5 protein-coding genes are annotated in these 15,827 nt (G+C 38.4%); all 5 read left to right on the top strand.

All coding sequences use genetic code 11. The features are described 5' to 3' along the window. The first annotated feature begins 118 nt into the window (after positions 1-118). Positions 119-3,394 (top strand): ATP-dependent nuclease subunit B, encoded by a 3,276-nt coding sequence (gene rexB, locus WKI42_RS02360; protein ID WP_368081079.1) that lies wholly within the window; start codon positions 119-121, stop codon positions 3,392-3,394. Next, on the top strand, positions 3,391-7,041 hold the full coding sequence (addA, locus tag WKI42_RS02355; protein WP_368081078.1) for a helicase-exonuclease AddAB subunit AddA: 3,651 nt from the start codon (positions 3,391-3,393) through the stop codon (positions 7,039-7,041). Before rexB ends, addA begins: the two co-directional genes overlap by 4 nt. A 17-nt stretch (positions 7,042-7,058) precedes the next feature. Beyond that, positions 7,059-8,237: a hypothetical protein gene (locus tag WKI42_RS02350; protein ID WP_368081077.1), complete on the top strand. Its 1,179-nt coding sequence runs from the start codon at positions 7,059-7,061 to the stop codon at positions 8,235-8,237. A gap of 202 nt (positions 8,238-8,439) precedes the next feature. Continuing rightward, a complete protein-coding gene (zmpA, locus tag WKI42_RS02345; protein ID WP_368081076.1) occupies positions 8,440-14,793 on the top strand; it encodes a zinc metalloprotease A in 6,354 nt (2,117 codons plus the stop codon). Positions 14,794-14,834: 41 nt separating this feature from the next. Continuing rightward, positions 14,835-15,827 (top strand): SIALI-17 repeat-containing surface protein (locus WKI42_RS02340; RefSeq protein ID WP_368081075.1); only part of this gene is annotated, 993 nt, incomplete at its 3' end.

Below are 15,827 nucleotides of genomic sequence, written 5' to 3'. Positions count from 1 at the left end.
AGATCTAGCAGATTTAGCAGATGATGAATAAAAGAAAGGATGGCCTAAATATTTTAACAGATTTACGAGACTAATCATGGTATAATATAGGGTAATGAAAAATTCCAACGAGGCAGAGATGAAATTACTTTATACTGATATTCGGACTTCTTTGACCGAGGTTCTAACTAGAGAAGCAGAAGAGCTAGTTGCTGCTGGCAAGCGAGTCTTCTATATCGCTCCTAACTCTCTTTCTTTTGAAAAGGAACGCGCCGTGCTGGAATGCTTGTCCCAGCAGGCTTCTTTTGCGATTACCGTCACGCGCTTTACTCAAATGGCTCGTTACCTGATTTTGAATGATTTGCCTGCCAAGATCAGTCTTGATGATATTGGTCTTGGGATGGCCTTTTACAAATGCCTTGCCGAACTTGATCCTAAGGATTTACGTGTTTATGGCGCTATCAAGCAAGATCCTCAATTTATCCAGCAGTTGATTGAGCTTTACCACGAGATGACCAAAGCTCAGATGAGTTTTTTGGACTTGGAGAGTTTGACGGATGAGGAAAAGAGGGTCGATTTACTCTTGATTTTTGAGAAGGTAACGGCCTACCTCAATCAAGGTCAGTTGGCTCAGGGAAGTCAGTTGTCCCACTTGATAGAGGCTATTGAGAATAACAAAGTTAGCAGTAATTTTACTCAAATCGCCTTGGTCATTGATGGATTTACCCGTTTTTCCGCCGAAGAAGAGCGAATTGTGGACTTACTTCATTGCAAGGGTGTTGAGATTGTCATTGGGGCTTATGCTAGTAAGAAAGCCTATACTAGCCCTTTTAGCGAGGGCAATCTCTACCAAGCCAGTGTGGAGTTTCTCCATCATCTAGCCTCTAAATACCAAACACCTGCTCTGGACTGTTCTCAAACTCATGAGAAGATGGATAGTTTTGACAAGGCCTCTCGTTTGCTGGAGTCTTCTTATGACTTTTCAGAACTCGCTTTGGATGTCGATGAGAAAGACCGTGAAAACTTACAAATCTGGTCTTGCTTGACACAAAAGGAGGAGTTGGAGTTGGTAGCCCGTAGCATTCGTCAGAAATTACATGAGAACTCAGACCTGAGCTACAAGCATTTTCGTATTCTCTTGGGGGATGTAGCTTCTTACCAGTTATCGCTGAAAACCATTTTTGACCAGTATCAGATTCCTTTCTATCTTGGTAGAAGCGAATCCATGGCGCACCACCCCTTGACACAGTTTGTCGAGTCTATTTTAGCTTTGAAACGCTATCGTTTCCGTCAGGAGGATTTGATAAACCTTCTTAGAACAGGTTTGTATACAGACTGCAGTCAGGCCGATATTGATGCTTTTGAACAATATCTTCGCTATCTTGGTATCAATGGCTTGCCATCCTTTCAGCAAATCTTTACCAAATCCCACCATGGAAAATTTAATCTGGAACGTTTAAATGCTCTTCGTCTGCGTATTTTAACACCTCTTGAAACCCTCTTTGCCAGTCGAAAACAAAAGGCTGAAAATCTCTTGCAAAAGTGGAATGTCTTTCTAAAAGAAGGAGCAGTAACTAAGCAGTTACAAGATTTGATAGCTACTATGGAAGCTGTAGAACAGGAAAGACAGGCCGAAGTTTGGAAGGCTTTCTGTCATGTTTTAGAACAATTTGCGACCGTTTTTGCTGGTTCGCCAGTTAGTCTGGAGGACTTCCTTGCCTTGCTTCATTCTGGAATGAGCCTATCTCAATATCGTACCATTCCAGCGACAGTGGACACTGTTCTGGTGCAGAGTTACGATTTGATTGCTCCTCTGACTGCTGACTTTGTCTACGCCATTGGGCTAACTCAGGACAATTTACCAAAAATCGCGCAGAATACCAGTCTTTTGACAGATGAAGAAAGGCAAAACCTAAACCAATCGACAGAAGACGGGGCGCAATTGCTGATTGCCAGCAGTGAAAATCTCAAGAAAAATCGCTACACTACGCTTTCCTTGGTCAATTCTGCTCGTAAGCAGTTGGTCTTGTCGGCTCCAAGCCTTTTTAATGAAAGTGAAAGCAAGGAATCAGCTTATCTTCAAGAGCTAGTTCATTTTGGATTTAGGCGGAGAGAGAGGAGGATGAATCACAAAGGGCTATCTAAGGAGGATATGGGTTCCTATCACAGTCTTTTGTCCAGTCTGGTTGCCTATCACCAGCAGGGGGAGATGAGCGATACTGAGCAAGATTTGACCTTTATTAAGGTTCTGGCGCGTGTCATGGGTAAAAAACTAAACCAGCAAGGTTTAGAAAATCCTGCCCTCCCAACCAGTCCAAGCAGTAAGCAGTTGGCCAAGGATACCTTACAGGCTCTCTATCCATCTGACAAGGAATTTTACCTGTCTACCTCTGGTTTGACGGAGTTTTACCGAAACCAATACAGTTATTTCCTCCGTTATGTTTTAGGCTTGCAGGAAGAATTGCGCCTGCGTCCAGATGCCCGTAGTCACGGGAATTTTTTGCACCGCATTTTTGAACGTGCCTTGCAGTTGCCTGACGAAGATTCTTTTGACCAACGTTTAGAACAAGCTATTCAAGAAACCAGTCAAGAACGCGAATTTGAAGCTATTTATCAAGAAAGTTTGGAAGCCCAGTTTACCAAGGAAATTCTGCTTGATGTTGCACGGACAACTGGACATATTCTCCGACACAATCCAGCCATCGAAACCATCAAAGAGGAAGCAAATTTCGGTGGGAAAGAGCAATCTTTTATTCAATTGGACAATGGTCGCAGTGTCTTTGTACGAGGTAAGGTGGACCGGATTGATCGTTTGAAAGCTGATGGGGCGATAGGAGTGGTAGACTACAAATCCAGTATGACTCAGTTCCAGTTTCCCCATTTCTTTAATGGGCTTAATTCCCAACTACCAACCTATCTAGCTGCCTTAAAAAGAGAAGGGGAGCAGAACTTTTTTGGTGCCATGTACTTGGAAATGGCTGAACCAGTCCAATCTTTGATGGCCGTTAAAAGTCTGGCAGGTGCAGTAGTAGAAGCTAGCAAGTCAATGAAATACCAAGGCCTCTTTTTAGAAAAAGAAAGCAGTCATTTGGGCGAATTTTATAACAAAAACAAGGCTAATCAGCTGACAGATGAGGAATTCCAGCTCCTACTGGACTACAATGCCCAACTTTACAAGAAAGCAGCTGAGAAGATTTTAGCAGGCCAGTTCGCCATTAATCCTTATACCGAAAATGGCAGAAGTATTGCCCCATACGTCCAGCAACATCAAGCCATTACTGGTTTTGAAGCCAATTACCATCTGGGCCAAGCCCGTTTCCTAGAAAAGTTGGACCTAGCTGATGGCAAGCGTCTGGTCGGAGAAAAACTTAAGCAAGCTTGGTTTGAAAAAATAAGAGAGGAGTTGAATCGATGAAGCCTATTCCCTTTTTAACTGAGGAGGAGATTCATAAACTGCAAGAAGCAGAAGCAAATTCGAGCAAGGAACAAAAGAAAACTGCCGAGCAAATAGAAGCCATCTACACTTCTGGTCAAAATATCCTGGTTTCAGCGTCGGCTGGTTCTGGAAAGACCTTTGTCATGGCCGAGCGCATTCTGGACCAATTGGCGCGTGGTGTCGAAATTTCTCAACTCTTTATCTCAACCTTTACCGTCAAGGCTGCCACAGAGCTTAAGGAACGTTTGGAGAAAAAAATCAGCCAACAAATCCAAGAAAGCAGCGATGTCGACCTCAAACAACACTTGGGTCGCCAGTTGGCAGACCTACCCAACGCTGCCATCGGAACCATGGACTCTTTCACACAAAAATTCCTTGGTAAACATGGCTATCTGATTGATATTGCACCTAATTTCCGTATTTTACAAAACCAAAGCGAGCAACTTCTTCTAAAAAACGAAGTTTTCCATGAGGTCTTTGAAGCCCATTACCAAGGTAAACAGAAAGAGACCTTTAGTCATTTGCTGAAAAATTTTGCTGGACGTGGAAAAGATGAACGGGGGCTGCGCCAGCAAGTCTATAAAATTTATGACTTCCTCCAATCCACCAGCAATCCTCAAAAGTGGCTGAGCGAATCTTTCCTTAAAGGTTTTGAAAAAGCTGATTTTACCAGTGAAAAAGAAAGACTGACTGAGCAAATCCAGCAAGCCCTTTGGGACTTGGAAAGTTTCTTCCGTTATCATCTGGATAATGATGCCAAGGAGTTTCCTAAGGCTGCTTATTTAAAAAATGTTCAGTTGATTCTGGATGAAATTGGCTCATTAAATCAAGAGTCCGATAGTCAAGCTTATCAGGCAGTGCTTGCGCGTGTTGTCGCAATTTCGAAAGAGAAAAACGGCCGAGCTCTGACCAATGCGAGTCGTAAGGCTGATTTGAAGCCACTGGCCGATGCCTACAACGAAGAGAGAAAGACACAGTTTGCTAAACTAGGACAACTAGCAGACCAGATAACCATTCTCGACTATCAAGAACGTTATCATGGAGACACTTGGAAACTAGCTAAAACCTTCCAAACCTTTATGAACGATTTTGTGGAGGCTTATCGTCAGCGTAAACGTCAGGAAAATGCCTTTGAATTCGCTGATATCAGCCATTACACCATTGAGATTTTAGAGAAATTCCCGCAAGTCCGTGAAGCTTATCAGGAACGTTTCCATGAAGTCATGGTCGATGAGTATCAGGATACCAACCATATTCAAGAACGGATGCTGGAATTGCTATCTAATGGCCACAATCGCTTTATGGTGGGAGATATCAAGCAGTCCATCTACCGATTCCGTCAAGCAGACCCGCAGATTTTCAATGAGAAGTTCCAACGCTATGCGCAAAATCCAAAAGAGGGCAAGCTCATTCTCCTCAAAGAAAATTTCCGTAGTAGTTCAGAAGTGCTATCAGCAACCAATGATGTTTTTGAACGCCTTATGGACCAAGAGGTCGGCGAAATCAACTATGATAATATGCACCAGCTTGTTTTTGCCAATACCAAACTGACTCCTAATCCAGACAACAAGGCAGAATTTCTCCTCTACGATAAGGATGACACAAATGAGGAAGAAGAGGGGCAGGCAGAAACGAAACTAACAGGCGAAATGCGCCTGGTTATCAAGGAGATTCTTAAACTCCATCAGGAAAAAGGTGTTGCCTTTAAGGAAATTGCCCTTCTGACCTCCAGTCGCAGTCGTAATGACCAGATTCTTCTCGCCCTGTCTGAGTACGGGATTCCTGTTAAAACTGATGGAGAGCAAAACAATTATCTCCAATCCCTAGAAGTGCAAGTCATGTTAGACACCCTTCGTGTCATTCACAATCCCCTGCAAGACTATGCCTTGGTTGCCCTTATGAAGTCTCCAATGTTTGGTTTTGATGAGGATGAGTTAGCACGTTTGTCCCTTCAGAAAGCAGAGGATAAAGTCCAAGAAAATCTATATGAGAAACTGATCAATGCTCAAAAACTGACAAGCAGCCAAAAAGGCTTGATTCACTCAGCTCTAGCTGAGAAACTAAAGCAATTCATGGATATCTTGGCTTCTTGGCGACTGTATGCCAAAACGCACTCCCTCTATGACTTGATTTGGAAGATTTACAACGACCGTTTTTATTATGACTATGTTGGAGCCTTGCCAAATGGTCCTGCTAGACAGACCAATCTCTATGCCCTAGCACTGCGAGCTGACCAGTTTGAAAAGAGTAATTTCAAGGGCTTGTCTCGTTTTATTCGTATGATTAACCAAGTTTTAGAAGCCCAGCACGATCTTGCAAGCGTGGTTGTCGCACCGCCAAAAGATGCAGTAGAGCTCATGACCATCCACAAGAGTAAAGGGCTGGAGTTTCCTTACGTCTTTATCCTCAATTTGGATCAAGATTTCAACAAGCAAGACTCTATGTCAGAAGTCATTCTCAGTCGTCAGAATGGGTTTGGTGTCAAATATATTGCCAAAATGGAGACAGGAGCCGTAGAAGCTCACTATCCTAAAACCATCAAACTCTCTATTCCTAGCCTAACCTATAGGCAGAACGAAGAGGAATTACAGCTGGCAAGCTATTCAGAGCAAATGCGTCTGCTGTATGTTGCCATGACGCGGGCTGAGAAAAAGCTCTATCTTGTCGGCAAGGGTTCTCGCGAAAAGCTTGAAGCCAAGGAATACCCAGCAGCTAAAAATGGAAAACTAGATAGCAGTACTAGACTCCAAGCCAAGAATTTCCAAGATTGGGTGTGGGCTATTACTAAAGTGTTTGCCAAGGACAATCTCAATTTTAGCTATCGTTTTGTTAGTGAAGACCAGCTGACTAGAGAAGCTATCGGTCAGTTGGAAAACAAAAGTCCTCTCCAAGATAGCTCCCAAGCAGACAATCGTCAGTCAGAAACCATCAAAGAAGCCCTTGAAATGCTGAAAGAGGTGGAAGTTTATAATACTCTTCACCGCGCAGCCATTGAACTTCCTAGTGTTCAAACCCCAAGTCAAATCAAGAAATTCTACGAACCAGTTATGGATATGGAAGGTGTCGATATTGCAGGTCAAGGCCAGTCAGTAGACAAGAAAATCAACTTTGATTTACCAGATTTTTCAACCAAAGAAAAGATAACAGGAGCTGAGATTGGTAGTGCTACCCACGAACTGATGCAGAGAATTGACCTCAGCCAGCGACCAACACTTGCTAGCCTGACAGAAACTCTCAAACAAGTTCAAACGAGTCCAGCTGTCAGAGACAAGATCAATCTTGCTAAAATTCTTGCTTTCTTTGACACAGCACTCGGTCAGGAAATTCTTGCTAATACCGACCATCTCTATCGCGAGCAACCCTTCTCCATGCTCAAACGAGACCAAAAGAGTCAGGAAGACTTTGTTGTCCGTGGTATCCTTGATGGCTATCTACTCTATGAGGATAAAATCGTTCTATTCGACTATAAGACAGACCGCTATGATGAACCAAGTCAACTCATAGACCGTTATCGTGGTCAGTTAGCCCTATACGGAGAGGCTTTATCTCGAGCCTATTCGATTGAAAATATTGAAAAATACTTGATTTTACTAGGTAAAGACGATGTTCAAGTTGTAAAAGTATAATATAGAAAGGAGACCTCATGACACTTCCAGTTAGAAAATCCCTGCATGATGCGGTTTTACAGGCTTCAAAAGCGGATACTTGGGAACAAGCTACCAAGGAATGGAATGAAGTTTCCTTGATTTTTAACGGTATTGGCCGTAGCAATTGTGTCTGTGGAAATGCCATCAAATACGCTTATGAACTCTTTAACGGTGTCACAGGCCAACGCCTCTTTCCAATTGGTAGCGACTGTGTTCGTCATTTTCATCGATTATCCCTTGACCAGCAATTGGAAGAGGAAGAAAAACTGCTAAGAAAGGTTGAAAATCTGACCAGAAAAGCCCAGAAAAAGGAGAAAATCAAGGTCAATAAAAGTGACTTTGACGAGCGTCTTCTAAAGTGGCTCTGGGAAAAAGGTGTTTTTAAACCTAATCGTGGCAATCAGTTCTCCCCTGATAGAGACTACCAGCTCTTCCTAGAAGTCTTTCAAGGAGGAAGTTGGACCAAGGCGGAACCAAAGAAAAAGGCTCGGATGGAAGAAGTTCTTGAAAAATGTATCAAACCCTTCTTACTTGGAAAACCAGATGACCAACTCTACCTTGTCAAGCTAGGTAAGGAGAAAATTGACTACGAACAAGAACTCCGTATTCAGGCAGAGAAGGAGCGCAAGAAGAGGGATAAAATCGCCAAGCAATATGCAGACAATCTAGTTCTAGCCATGGGCCCGGCAGAGCGTGCCTATCAAGATTACTTTGGCTTTACAGAGACCCTGACTCAAGAAGAACGCAAGTGGGAGAAAATTCTTTTTGGTAAAAATCGGACAGAACGGGCTATCAAGGCCAAACAATACCAAAAAGAGCTGGAAAAAGACCAACGAATTGCTAGTCAGGATCCAATTGAAAGAAAGCAGAAGCAGACCTGGCTCCTCAATTCCTATTTTCGTGAGCTTCCTGAAGAAAAAGCCCGATTTGCTCGGCTCTTATTAGAATATCGAAAAAGCGGAGAAGTGCCTTTTTCAACTGAATATCTGTCAGATCATCTGCTCGACTTTTTCTATAAAATGAAAGCCTTTGAGTTTGAAATCTCACCAGAACAAGTCCGCGATTTTCTAAAAGAAAGCCTTCAGACAGAACATCTATCCTCAGCACAAGAAAGCTGGATAGAAGGTATTCTCCTCAACTGCCTCAAACCATTTTTAGAACGATTAGTGATATGAGTAACACCTGCCGTGGAAATGCCATGGTAGGTGTTATTGTATCCCCAAAATAATATAAAACAAAGTATGAAAACGCTACGCAATTTTAAGACATTTCGGTAAATAAAGAGTATAATTAAGGTATATTGCCTTTTTTATAGATAATACACTAATATAATAAAGGTCTCTGTAACATTTATAAATTGTATTTCAAGGAGGAATAATGGAAAAGTATTTTGGTGAAAAACAGCAGCGTTTTTCATTTAGAAAATTATCAGTAGGACTTGTATCTGCAACGATTTCAAGTTTATTTTTTATGTCTGTATTAGCTAGTTCATCTGTGGATGCTCAGGAAACTGCGGGAGTTCACTATAAATATGTGACAGAGTCAGAGCTATCATCAGAAGAAAAGAATCAGCTCGTTTATGATATTCCGACATACGTGGAGAATGATGATGAGACTTATTATCTTGTTTATAAGTTAAATTCCCAAAATCAACTGGCGGAATTGCCAAATACCGGAAGTAAGAATGAGATGCAAGCCTTAGTTGCTGGTACTAGCTTAGCAGCTCTGGGGATTTTAATTTTTGCTGTTTCCAAGAAAAAAGTTAAGAACAAAACGGTACTACATTTAGTATTGGTTGCAGGGATAGGAAATGGTGTCCTAATTTCAGCTCATGCTTTAGAAAATAATCTTTTACTGAATTACAATACGGACTATGAATTGACCTCTGGAGAAAAATTACCTCTTCCTAAAGATATTTCAGGTTACAGATATGTTGGATATATCAAAGAGGGAAACATAACTTCTGAGTCTAAAGTAAATAATCAAGAAAAATCAGCAGCCACTCCTACAAAACAACAAAAGGTGGATTATAGTGTTACACCGAATTTTGTAGACCATCCCAAAGTACAAGATATTCAGGAAGAAAAAACAGCTTCTTCAACTAAGCCGACAGAAGTTCAAGTAGTTGAAAAACCTCTTTCTACAGAATTAACGAATCCAAGAAAAGAAGAGAAACAATCTTCAGATTCTCAAGCACAATTAGCAGAACATAAGAATCTAGAAACGAAGAAAGAGGAGAAGAATTCTCCAAAAGAAAAGACTGGGGTAAATACATTAAATCCGCAGGATGAAGTTCTATCAGGCCAGTTGAATAAACCTGAACTCTTATATCGTGAGGAAACTATAGAGACAAAAATAGATTTTCAAGAAGAAGTTCAGGAGAATCCTGATTTAGCTGAAGGAACTGTAAGAGTAAAACAAGAAGGTACATTAGGTAAAAAAGTTGAAGTCATCAGAATATTCTCTGTAAACAAGGAAGAAGTTTCGCGAGAAATTGTTTCAACTTCAACGACTGCGCCTGTTTCAAGAATAGTCGAAAAAGGTACTAAAAAAACTCAAGTTATAACGGAACAACCTGAGACTGGTGTAGAACATAAGGACGTACAGTCTGGAGCTATTGTTGAACCCGCAATTCAGCCTGAACTACCAGCAGCTGTAGTAACCGACAAAGGTGAACCTGCAATCCAACCAGCGTTACCCGAAGCAGTCGTAACCGACAAAGGTGAGCCGGAAGTTCAACCAGAGTTGCCAGAAGCTGTTGTAACAGATAAGGGTGAACCAGAACAGGTAGCCACGCTACCAGAATATACAGGTCTACAAGCTGGAGCTATTGTTGAACCTGAAAAAGTTGAACCGGAATATGCTGGAGTACAAGCTGGGGCTATTGTTGAACCTGAGCAAGTAGCCCCCCTACCAGAATACACAGGAGTCCAGGCTGGAGCGATAGTCGAACCAGAACAAGTAGCACCCCTACCAGAATACACAGGCCCACAAGCTGGAGCTATTGTTGAACCGGAGCAGGTAACCCCACTGCCAGAATACACAGGGGTGCAAGCCGGAGCGATAGTCGAGCCAGAGAAAGTAGAAGCACCGAAAGATTATACTGGTAAAATTGAACAACCTAGTGCAGAAGAGACTAAATCAAATAATGAAAATACTAATACACCAGAAGAAATGAGTATTCAGAAAAAATCTAGTGCATTAATTAATATGAACTTTATTACAGATTCGTCGAAGGTTACTGGAGTAGGATCAGCTACTTTTATTGCACCAAATGTACTTTTAACAGTAGCACATAATTTCATTAATAATTCTACTGATAATACTACGGGCGAATTTAGAGGTGATAAATCTAAAAACGTATATGAGTGGGTGACTCCTGATGGACAAAAAGGAACATTTACTGCTAACAATATTCATTTTTATAATAAAAAAGATTATCCAAAAGGATTTATCTATGATTTAGCAGTGATTAAGCTACCTGAAACAACTGGCAGAGAACATGTAGAATTAGTTAAAAATTATACTAAAGTAAATCTTAATGACAAACTAAATGTTCATGGATATCCAGCTGGGAAATACACTCACTTAAAAGATGCTACGGTAGAAATGGAACAAGAATATGCGAATAACACCTACGGTGTTCAATATCAAGGTGGAAATCCTGGTATGAGTGGTGGAGGAATATTTAATGCTAATGGTGAAGTTATTGGTGTGCATCAAAATGGAGCACAAAATCGCTCAGGCGGATTGATTTTATCTCCTACACAATTAGCTTGGATTAAGAGCATTATAGCAGGTAATGAAATTACCCCAGTATACGATAAACTTTATCGTCATAAAGATGAGAAAAAAGATGACGCTAAAGATGAAAAAGAAGTTATTAAGAAATTAGAACTTAGAAATATATCTTCTGTAGAACTATATTCAAAAGATGGTAATAAGTATCGACATGTAACTTCACTTGCTTCTTTACCAAGTAATGCAGAAAATTACTTTATGAAAGTTAAATCAGAGAATTTTAAAGATGTGATGCTACCAGTTACAAGCATTACTAATGCTAATAAAGATAATAGAGATGTTTATAAAATAGTAGCAAGTGTAAATAATCTGATACAACATGAAAATAATAATGTACTAGAAAATTATACATACTATTTACCAAAAACTCAGCAAAGTGAAACTGGTGTCTATACATCATTTAAAAATTTAGTAGATGCAATGAATAACACTCCTAATGGCACATTCCGTTTAGGTGCAACTATGGATGCTCGTGAACTTGAACTTCCAGATGGTCAAGAAAGTTATGTGAAAAATGAATTCCATGGAACATTAGTAGGTACAAATAATGAGAAATATTATGCTATTTATAATTTGAAAAAACCATTATTTGGAGGATTAAATGGTGCTACAGTAGAAAATCTTTCACTAAAAGATGCCAATATTTCAGCAAAAGAAGATGCTGCAACACTTGCAAAAGAAGCGAGAAATGGAACTGTAATTAGTAATGTTCATGCTGATGGAGCGATAGCTGGTGAACATGGAATAGGAGGATTAGTATCACAAGTTAATAATTCTACTATTTCTAACAGTAGCTATACAGGTAGAATAACTAATACATATAAAACAGTTGCTAGTTATCAAATCGGAGGTTTAGTAGGTAAACTTTCTGGTTCGGGAGCATTAATAGACAAGTCGATTGCATCTATCGATATGGCGACGAATGCAACGCAAGGTGATCAGTCTATTGGTGGAATAGTTGGTGCAGTAGAAGATAGTGCGCTAATTAGTAATAGTTATGCTGAAGGAAATCTTAATAATGTGCAACGTTTTGCAAACGTTGGTGGAGTAGTTGGTAATCTTTGGGACCCAGTAGGCGGATTAGAAAAATCTGGTCAACTATCTAATGTGCTAAGCGATGTTAATGTTACGAACGGTAATGCAATAACTGGAAAAGATTTCACTGACATGAAAGCAAATCATGTATATAGCAACAAAAATAATAAGGTTGTAAACGTAGTACAAGAAGATGATGAAATCTTAACTAAGGATTCTACTGTTCAAAGAGGAGAAGTATTAGAAGACGCACAAATTAGAGAGAAAAAAGCTGCTTTTGTATCTAAAAATACTACTAAAACAGAAGATTTTAACTTCTCTTCTAGATATGTAACTGACTATAGAAGTCTTGAGAATGCTGATTCATCAAAAGAAAAAGTATATAAAAATATAGAAAAACTATTACCATTCTATAATAGAGAAACAATAGTTAAGTACGGAAATTTAGTAGAGTCAAGTAGTAATCTTTATAATAAAGAATTATTATCAGTTGTTCCAATGAAAGATAATGAAGTAATTAGTGATATTAACAAATACAAATCAAGTATAAATAAATTATTGCTATATTACGCAGACAATACATCAGAGAAACTTAATGTAAATTATCAAAGTGATTTTTCAAATGTAGCTGAGTATAGAATAGGCGATACAAAATTAATTTACACACCAAATACATTACTTCGCAATTATAATAATATTTTAGATAAAGTATTACCAACGTTAAATAGTATAGAATATAAATCAGACGCAATTAGAAAAGTATTAGATGTTTCTAATGATGTTAGCTTAACGGAATTATATTTAGAAGATCAATTCAATACTACAAAAACTAATTTGAAAGATAGTTTGACGAAACTTCTTACTGCAGATGCTGCAATAGCAGAAAATAACAATAAGGTAATAGATAATTATGTAATTGAAAAAATTAAAAACAATAAGGAAGCATTACTTCTAGGATTAACATACTTAGAGCGTTGGTACAATTTCAAATATGGTGAAACAAAAGCGAAAGATTTAGTTATGTACCACTTGGATTTCTTTGGTAAATCAAATAGTTCAGCGTTAGATAATGTTATCGAATTAGGTAAATCTGGATTTAATAATTTACTAGCGAAAAATAATGTTATAACTTATAACGTTTTATTAGCAAAAAATTATAAAACTAATAATTTATTTGATGCATTAGAAAAATATAGAAAAGCTTTTGTACCAGATAAAACAAATAACGAGTGGTTTAAAGAACAAACTAAAGCCTATATTGTAGAAGAAAAATCTACAATTAAAGAAGTAAGTGATAAGCAATCAATAGCTGGTAGTCCATATTCAATTGGAGTATATGATAGATTAACTAGCCCATCTTGGAAATACCCAAGTATGGTCTTGCCGCTATTAACATTACCTGAAAAATCGGTGTTTATGATTGCGAACATTTCGACTATAGGATTTGGGGCTTATGATAGATATAGAAGTAAAGAACATCCAGCAGGAACTAATTTAAATGACTATGTTGAGACAAAAGCTAAAGAAGCGGCAGCTAGATTTAGAGATCACTATGATTATTGGTATAAAATATTAGATGATAAAAATAAAGAAAAATTATATAGAAGTGTTCTAGTCTATGATGCATTTAGATTTGGAAATGATAAAGATAATAAGATACAAGAAGCTAATTTTGAAACTAATCATCCAGCGATAAAACATTTCTTCGGTCCAGCGGGAAATAATGTTGTTCATAATTCTAATGGAGCCTACGCTACAGGGGATGCATTCTATTATATGGCATATCGTATGCTTGATAAAGATGGTGCGGTAACTTATACACATGAAATGACACATAACTCAGATCGAGAAATTTATCTTGGAGGCTATGGAAGACGAAATGGACTTGGACCAGAGTTTTATGCTAAAGGATTGTTACAAGCTCCTGATCATCCTGATGATCCTACTATTACGATTAACTCTATATTGAAGTATGAAAAATCAGAAGATCCAACTAGACTTCAGGTAAAAGATCCTACAAAACGATTTAATAATGCAGAAGACTTGCAAAAATATATGCATAATCTGTTTGATGTAATTTATATGCTAGAATATCTAGAAGGTAATGCAGTTGTTAACTTAGATATTTCTAAGAAAAATGAGTTGTTGAGAAAAATAGAAAATAAATTTGAACCGGATCCAGACGGAAGTAAAGCATATGCAACTAATACTATTCGTTACTTAAATGAAAGTGAACTTAGCAAATTAACTACATTTAATAGTTTAATAGAAAATGACGTTATTACAAGAAGAGGATACGAAAATGGAAATGATGATACCTTTAAACGAAATGGCTATTATACAATTAAACTATTTTCACCAATATATTCAGCTTTAAGTAATAATGAAGGAACGCCGGGTGATTTAATGGGACGTCGTATGGCGTTTGAATTGTTAGCTGCAAAAGGATTTAAAGATGGAATGGTACCATATATTTCTAATCAATACGCAGAAGAAGCGAAAGCTAAAGGTAAAGTGATTAAGTCATATGGTAAGGAAGTTGGTAATGTAACTGATGAGTTAGTACTTCAAAAAATATTTAATAATAGTTACTCATCTTGGGTAGACTTTAAAAAAGCAATGTATGAAGAGCGAAAAGCTAAATTTAATAAATTAATGAGCATTAGCTTCGATAACCCAAATGGAAATTGGTTCAGAAAAGATAGAGTGACAATAAAAAATATAGAAGAGCTTCAAAGTATGATAACTGCTGCTGTCAAAGCTGATGCAGAGGATGAACGTGTAAATATTTATCCTGAATATAGTAGAGTTCTAAAATTGAAAAAAGCAATATATAAAGCCTATCTTGACCAAACAAATGATTTTAGAAGTTCAATTTTTGAGAATAAAAAATAGTGTTTACTATTAGAAAATAAACTTAAAGAAGGTGATTACGCTTGTCATTATTTAAAAAAGAACGGTTTTCAATCCGAAAAATCTGTGGGATTGTTGGTTCGGTATTACTCGGAAGTATCTTGGTTGCACCGTCAATCATTCATGCTTCTACCTATCATTACATTGAAAAAAGCTCTCTTACACAAGAAGAACAAACAAAGATTCAGGCAGGAATTCCTACTGATAATGAGAAAACTTATGCTCTTATTTATCAGCAGGAAGCTCTTCCTGTAACAGGATCCTCGACTTCTTTGCTTACAGCTTTAGGTCTATTAGCTGTTGGTAGTTTAGTCCTTTTGGTTCATAAAAAGAAAAAAGTTAGTAGTTTGTTCTTAGTTACTACGATTGGACTAATCAGTCTTTCTAGCATGCAAGCACTCGATATAAACAATCCTTTGAAAGCTTCAAGTAATGAAGGAGTAGTTCAAATTGCTGGATATCGTTATATTGGATACTTCCCCCTTGATGATGATGCAATTTCAGAAATTCAACATAAGGATGAGGGGACAAAGGATATTCTAGCGCCAGATAAAACGGTGATTCGTTCTATTCAAAGTGAAATAAACACATCATTTACTCAATCAGAAAAGCCTGAAATTCATGAAAGTATCCCTAATGAAGCGCCTAAAACTGACAAACCTGAATACACTAAACCTGTAGATATGGCTCCAGATGAAGCTCCTAACGAGGCAACTAAAGCAGAGAAACCTGAACATACAGCACCAGTTGGTGGTAATCTGGTAGAGCCTGAAATTCATGAAAAATCAGAATATACTGAACCGGTAAATACAGTTCCTGATTTGGCGCCTAAAGTAGAGAAGCCTGAATATACGCAACCAATAGGTGCAAACCTTGTAGAATCTGAAGTTCATAAGAAATCTGAACATACAGCACCAGTTGATGGTAATCTGGTAGAGCCTGAAGTTCATGAGAAACTAGCATACACTGAGCCAGTAGGTACAACAGGAGTGGATGAAAACGGAAACTTGATTGAA

It is taken from the genome of Streptococcus pseudopneumoniae, from assembly GCF_038148935.1.
GTDB classification, from domain to species: domain Bacteria; phylum Bacillota; class Bacilli; order Lactobacillales; family Streptococcaceae; genus Streptococcus; species Streptococcus pseudopneumoniae_U.
This window is presented reverse-complemented; position numbering and strand designations above follow the sequence as displayed.